Source organism: Streptomyces sp. NPDC059909, from assembly GCF_042730885.1.
Taxonomy (GTDB): Bacteria; Actinomycetota; Actinomycetes; order Streptomycetales; family Streptomycetaceae; genus Streptomyces.
On the sequence record NZ_JBHWKX010000025.1, the window covers coordinates 96,560 to 103,002 of the forward strand.

The 6,443-nt window shown below is 70.0% G+C and carries 6 protein-coding genes; all 6 read left to right on the plus strand.

Features of this window, described 5'->3' with window-relative positions:
- Nucleotides 1-23: 23 nt before the first annotated feature.
- The 6 genes from ACFV9O_RS19065 to ACFV9O_RS19090 all read left to right on the plus strand — a co-directional run bounded on the left by ACFV9O_RS19065 (nt 24) and on the right by ACFV9O_RS19090 (nt 6,124).
- Nucleotides 24-488, plus strand: a complete 465-nt coding sequence (locus tag ACFV9O_RS19065; RefSeq protein ID WP_385419235.1) for a hypothetical protein — start codon at nt 24-26, stop codon at nt 486-488.
- Nucleotides 489-563: 75 nt separating this feature from the next.
- Complete coding sequence (locus ACFV9O_RS19070) at nt 564-1,337, plus strand: hypothetical protein (RefSeq protein WP_385419201.1); 774 nt, start codon at nt 564-566, stop codon at nt 1,335-1,337.
- A gap of 199 nt (nt 1,338-1,536) precedes the next feature.
- On the plus strand, nt 1,537-2,376 hold the full coding sequence (locus tag ACFV9O_RS19075; RefSeq protein ID WP_385419204.1) for a TIM barrel protein: 840 nt from the start codon (nt 1,537-1,539) through the stop codon (nt 2,374-2,376).
- A 40-nt stretch (nt 2,377-2,416) separates the two neighbouring features.
- The gene (locus tag ACFV9O_RS19080) at nt 2,417-3,310 is read left to right on the plus strand and encodes a 2-hydroxy-3-oxopropionate reductase (protein WP_385419207.1); all 894 of its coding nucleotides are present in this window, start codon (nt 2,417-2,419) and stop codon (nt 3,308-3,310) included.
- A 219-nt stretch (nt 3,311-3,529) separates the two neighbouring features.
- Complete coding sequence (locus tag ACFV9O_RS19085; protein WP_385419210.1) at nt 3,530-4,987, plus strand: catalase; 1,458 nt, start codon at nt 3,530-3,532, stop codon at nt 4,985-4,987.
- An 801-nt stretch (nt 4,988-5,788) separates the two neighbouring features.
- Nucleotides 5,789-6,124: a hypothetical protein gene (locus ACFV9O_RS19090; RefSeq protein WP_385419212.1), complete on the plus strand. Its 336-nt coding sequence runs from the start codon at nt 5,789-5,791 to the stop codon at nt 6,122-6,124.
- Nucleotides 6,125-6,443: the final 319 nt, after the last annotated feature.

Here is a 6,443-nt window from a genome sequence, read left to right on the forward strand (position 1 = left end):
AGGCCGCCCGGCGGGGCAGGGCGATGCCCGCGTCCCTGGCGGTGGCGACCGTCCTGACGACGGCCCTGTCCGGCTGGCTGGCCCACCAGGTGTACGAGCAGCGCGCCGAGGAGCAGCGGCACCAGGACATCCTGGCCGCGGCCCGCCAGTCCGCGCTGAACTTCACCTCGCTCGACCACCGGCACTACGCGCGGGACAGCGCGAACGTGCTGAAGGGTGCCACCGGCGACTTCAAGAAGCAGTTCGCGGCACAGACCGCCGAGCTGACCGAGCTGGTCGCCGCGAACAAGTCGGTCTCCCAGGGGCAGGTCCTCGAAGCGGGCATCACCCGGGCCGACGAGCGGACCGCCCGGGTCCTGGTGGTCGCTGACAGCAAGGTGACCAACGTCGCCGCGCCCGAGGGGCAGGCCCGCACCTACCGGCTGCAGCTGGACCTCGTGCTGGAGAACGGGCGCTGGCTGACGTCCGGCGTCGAGTTCGTGGGCTGACATCGCCCCCCGTACCCCCTGTACACCCTGTACCCCCACCACCCGTACTCCGTACCTCCAGAGAGGAGAACCCCCGTGGCGAACACGAGCACCCGAGGTCGCGGCGTCAGCTCTCCCGCCCGCCGGTCCATGACCGCTGCCGCCCGGGCGGCGGCCAAGCGCGCCCAGCATCCAGGACCCGGCGAGGACGGGCCGGACGAGGCCACGGTGGTGGCCGGACGTACCCTGCGCGCGGAGGAGCCGGAGCCGGGCGCGAAAGAGGCGGAGCCGGACTGGGAGGCGCCGGACTGGGAGGAGCCCGACCCGGAAGAGCCGGACCCGGAGGAGCCGCCGTCGCGTGGGAGGCGGCGTCGCGGGTTGCTGTCCGCCGTGCTCGCCTTCCTGACCGTGGCGGTCATGATCGCGGCCGTCGTGCTCGCACGGGAGTACTGGGACGGGCGGCAGACGGACCAGGCGCGGCGGGAGGCGCTCTCCGCCGCGCAGAAGGCGGCGCCGGTCGTCCTGTCGTACGACTACCGGCATCTGGACCGGGACTTCGCCGCGGCGCGCGGCCACCTGGCCGGGGCCTTCCGTGACGAGTACGGGAGGACGACGGCGAAGGTGGTGGCACCGACCGCGAAGAAGTACCAGGGGGTCGTCGAGGCGACGGTGGCGACGCCCCCGGGTGGTGGCGCGCCCGCGGCCTCGGTGGTGTCGGCGTCGCCCGACAGGGCCGTCGTCCTGTTGTTCGTCAACCAGGTGACCCGGAGCACCCAGGTCTCGGGGCCCCGCGTCGATCTGAGCCGGGTGCGGATGACCCTCACCCGCACCTCAGAGGGCTGGAAGGTGAGTGCCGTCGACGCGTTGTAGCCGCTCGCCGACCCATACCCCTGTCGTACCCCTGCTGAGGCGCCCCCTGGGTGCCTCAGCAGGGGTCTCTTTATGGCCGCTCGTCGTGCTCACTCCGTGGTCGCTTTCGTGGCCGCTCTTGACAGCTCTCCCCCGCTCCAGGCAATCTTCCATTAAGCAGAAACGAACTTCCGCAATACGGAAGGAGCGCATACCCCTCATGGGATACACGGACCAGCGCTTCGATGTGAACCTGTCGATCCTCTTCACGGAACTCCCGCTCCTGGAGCGCCCCGCGGCCGCTGCCGCGGCAGGCTTCACCGCGGTCGAGCTGTGGTGGCCCTGGATCGAGACCCCCACGCCCGACCAGAGCGAGCTGGACGCCCTGAAGAAGGCGCTGGAGGATGCCGGCACCCGGCTGGTGGGCCTGAACTTCTACGCCGGGCAGCTGCCGGGACCCGACCGCGGCGCCCTCTCCGTGCCCGGTGAGGAGTCGGACCGCTTCCGCGCGAACATCGACGCCGCCGCGGACTTCGCCGCCTCGGTGGGCTGCAAGGCGCTGAACGCGCTGTACGGCAACCGCGTCGAGGGCGTCGACCCGGAGGTCCAGGACGAGCTAGCCCTGGAGAACCTGATCACGGCAGCCCGTGCGGCAGACCGGGTCGGGGCGATCCTTCTGGTCGAGACCCTGAACAAGCCGGAGTCCCCGCTCTACCCGCTGGTGAGCGCGCCGTCCGCGATAGAGGTCGTGGACAGGGTGAACGCGGCGACGGGCCTCGGGAACGCGAAGTTCCTGCTCGACATCTACCACCTGTCGATGAACGGCGAGGACGTCAGCCAGGTCATCGCGGAGTACGCCGACAGGACCGGCCACGTCCAGATCGCCGACAACCCGGGCCGCGGCGCGCCGGGCACCGGCTCGCTCCCGCTGGAGCAGCTCCTCGACGAGCTGAAGAAGGCCGGTTACGACGGCTGGGTCGGCCTGGAGTACAAGGCCGGCGACCGCCCGAGCGCCGACTCCTTCGACTGGCTGCCCGCAAACGCCCGCGCGGCGCGCTGACTTCCTTCCCGTACCACCGTTTTCGAGAGGCACCCTCACCATGACCACTCTCCCCAAGATCGCATGGATCGGCCTCGGCATCATGGGCTCCCCCATGTCCGAGAACCTGATCAAGGCCGGCTACGCGGTCACCGGCTACACGCTGGAGCAGGACAAGCTGGACCGGCTGACCGCCGCCGGTGGCACCGCCGCGGGCTCGATCGCCGAGGCCGTCGAGGACGCCGACGTCGTCATCACGATGGTGCCGGCCTCCCCGCAGGTCGAGGCCATCTCCTACGGCCCCGAGGGCATCCTGGAGAACGCGAAGCAGGGCGCGCTGCTGATCGACATGTCGTCGATCACCCCGCAGACCTCGGTCGACCTGGCGAAGAACGCCGCCGAGAAGGGCATCCGCGTCCTGGACGCCCCGGTGTCCGGCGGCGAGGCCGGCGCCATCGAGGCCGTCCTGTCGATCATGGTGGGTGGCGGGCAGGAGGCCTTCGACGAGGCTCTCCCGATCCTCGAGGCCCTGGGCAAGACCATCGTCCTGTGCGGCCCGCACGGCTCCGGCCAGACGGTCAAGGCCGCCAACCAGCTGATCGTGGCGGTCAACATCCAGGCCTGCGCCGAGGCCGTCGTCTTCCTCGAGAAGTCCGGCGTGAACCTCCAGGCCGCCCTGGATGTCCTCAACGGCGGTCTGGCCGGCTCCACCGTCCTGACCCGCAAGAAGGACAACTTCCTGAACCGGGACTTCAAGCCGGGCTTCCGCATCGACCTGCACCACAAGGACATGGGCATCGTCACCGACGCCGCCCGCAACGTCGGTGCCGCGCTGCCGGTCGGCGCCGTGGTCGCGCAGCTGGTCGCCTCCCTGCGTGCGCAGGGCGACGGCGGCCTGGACCACTCGGCCCTGCTGCGCGCCGTCCAGCGCCTCTCGGGCCAGTCGGTGGCCTGAGCCTGAAGAGGGCCCGAAAGGGCTCCTCCCGAGGGCCTGACGGCCCTACCCCCGACTTCCGGGCCGTGGCTGCGCTGACACCTGTCCTGTCGCGCCCAGGTGCAGCCACGGCCCGGATTCACATCCTGGATTTCAACAAACTGTTGACGTTGTTGGAGGAGCGAATTTACGCTCCTGACACGCTCAGCAGCCCCTGCACGGAAGGTCATCCCGCCACCAATGACGCAGCGCGTTCTTACGACCGAGTCCGGCGCCCCGGTCGCCGACAACCAGAACTCCGCCACCGCCGGCGTCGGTGGCCCGCTCCTCCTCCAGGACCAGCACCTGCTGGAGAAGCTCGCCCGCTTCAACCGTGAGCGCATCCCGGAGCGCGTCGTCCACGCGCGCGGCTCCGGCGCCTACGGCTACTTCGAGGTGACCGACGACGTCACCGGCTTCACCAAGGCCGCCTTCCTCTCCGAGGCCGGCAAGCGGACCGAGACGTTCATCCGCTTCTCGACCGTCGCCGACTCGCTCGGCGGCGCGGACGCGGTCCGCGACCCGCGCGGCTTCGCGCTGAAGTTCTACACCGAAGAGGGCAACTACGACCTCGTCGGCAACAACACCCCGGTGTTCTTCATCAAGGACCCGATCAAGTTCCCCGACTTCATCCACTCCCAGAAGCGCGACCCGTTCACGGGCAAGCAGGAGCCGGACAACGTCTGGGACTTCTGGGCCCACGCCCCCGAGGCCACGCACCAGATCACCTGGCTGATGGGCGACCGCGGCATCCCGGCCTCGTACCGCCATATGAACGGCTACGGCTCCCACACCTACCAGTGGACCAACGCCGAGGGCGAGGCCTTCTTCGTCAAGTACCACTTCAAGACGAACCAGGGCATCCGCTGCCTGTCGTCCGAGCAGGCCGCCGAGGTCGTCGGCAAGGACGCCAACAGCCACCAGACCGACCTGCTGCAGGCCATCGAGCGCGGTGTGAACCCGTCCTGGACCCTGTACGTGCAGATCATGCCGGCGGCCGAGGCGGCGGACTACCGCTTCAACCCGTTCGACCTGACCAAGGTGTGGCCGCACAGCGACTACCCGCTGCAGCGCGTCGGCCGTCTGGTCCTCGACTGGAACCCGGACAACGTCTTCGCCGAGGTCGAGCAGGCCGCGTTCTCCCCGAACAACTTCGTTCCGGGCATCGGCCCTTCGCCGGACAAGATGCTCCAGGGCCGGCTGTTCGCGTACGCGGACGCCCACCGCTACCGCCTCGGTGTGAACCACACCCAGCTGCCGGTGAACGCCCCCAGGGCGACCGCGGCCGACAACTACGGCCGCGACGGCTTCATGGCCACCCGCAACGGCTCGCGCCACGACAAGAACTACGAGCCCAACTCGTACGCCGGTCCGGCCCAGACGGACGCCGCGCTGTCGGCCCCGCTGGCCATCCACGGCTGGACGGGCACGCACGCCGCCCCGCAGCACACCAAGGACGACGACTTCTTCCAGGCCGGTGAGCTCTACCGGCTGATGTCGGAGGAGGAGAAGCAGCGTCTGGTCGCGAACATCGCCGGCGGCCTGTCCCAGGTCACGCGCGACGACGTGATCGAGCAGAACCTGGCCCACTTCCACGCCGCCGACCCGGACTACGGCAAGCGCGTCGAGGAGGCGGTCCGCGCCCTGCGCGAGGACTGAGCGGCTCACTCGGAACACCGAGACCGCGTACGGGAGCCGACTGGGAGGTCTCCCTCCCGTACGCCGTCCGCACCGCCGGCCCGGATGAGGGGTGGCTTGCGGTGAGGACAGCGCGAGGACCGCGGCGGCGAGCGAGCCAGTGCGGTGGTACGGGCCGCCCGGCCCCCTTCCTGACCTGAAGGAAGGCCAGGCCGGAGACCCATCGCCCCGCCGCGGTCCCAGCAGCACCCCAGAGACTCCGCCCGGCGGCGCGAACGACCGATTCCCCACGCCGCCCTCGCACTGCTGGCCCCCGGGGGGCCTCACAGGCTTCGGACGGCTGCGCCGGACTCCGTCCGTCGGCTCCGAGGCCGGGGAACAACCAGAGACTCCGCCCGGCGGCGCGAACGTCCTGTCGCGCCAGCCTCGCACCGTCGGGCGGCAACAACGTCACTGCCCCACAGCCTGACGGCTCCAACAGCCAGGGCTCACAGTGCGGTTTACGGTCCCGCACTGCGTTCCCGAGCGATCAGCCGGTGACCTGCGCACAGAGGTCACCGGCTGATCGTGTTTCCGGTTTTGGGAGCATGCCGTTCGTGAAGTGGGCCCGCGGTCGATGGCGACGGTGACGGCGCCGACCACGCCTCCCGGCACTCCGCGGGGGACCTTACATGACTTGGACGACTTCCTGACATACCCTCAGCTCCCTGGCCCCTGTTCCGGCGGCCCCGCCGCGCAGTGAACCCGCCCGATGCTGCCGGGAACCGGCATGCGTGGGCGCCGTCAACTTTCTCCAGTCTGGCCGCCGACGAAAGGGCCGGGATGAACGGCACTCCGCTCAACTTCTGGATCGCACTCGCTGTGTCGACGGCGATCATGCTGCCGCTGCCGGTGGCGATGCTGTCCGGCTGGACACCGCCGTGGATGCGGAAACGACAGGCAGGGATGCGGCTTCGCGCCTACGGCTTCCTGTGCATCTACGCCCTGATGCCCCTCAACGGCATCCCCCGGATCGCCGGCGCCTCCAACGAGACGGTTACGGCCTGTATGACCGTGGGCTTCGGCTGCCCCGCCATCGCCGCAGTCCTGTTCCTGCTCGCGGAACGCAAGGACTCGGGCGCCCGGACCGCCGGCCACACCGAACCCCGCGAAGGCTGAGACCGCGTGCCGGCACCCGCCGCGTCCCTGCCGGAAGGTGTCGATCCCGTGCTCTGTACGCCAGGAAGCCGTCATCAGCGCATCACGACGTCGGGGGAGCACGCGGCGGGGCAGGTTCGTTCGGCCGCTAGGAGCGTGTCCCGGTAATCGGCAACCCGCTTGCGGTTCGTGATCTTTCATGGGGGATGATCTCGGTATGCGTGATCGGGATGGGCTGTTCGAGATCGAGCCGGGTGAGAAGAAGCAGCCGCAGGGTCGTCCGGCGGCGGTGGACAAGACGTTCCGGGCGTTCGACCCGCACCAGGTCCTGCTGCTGCCG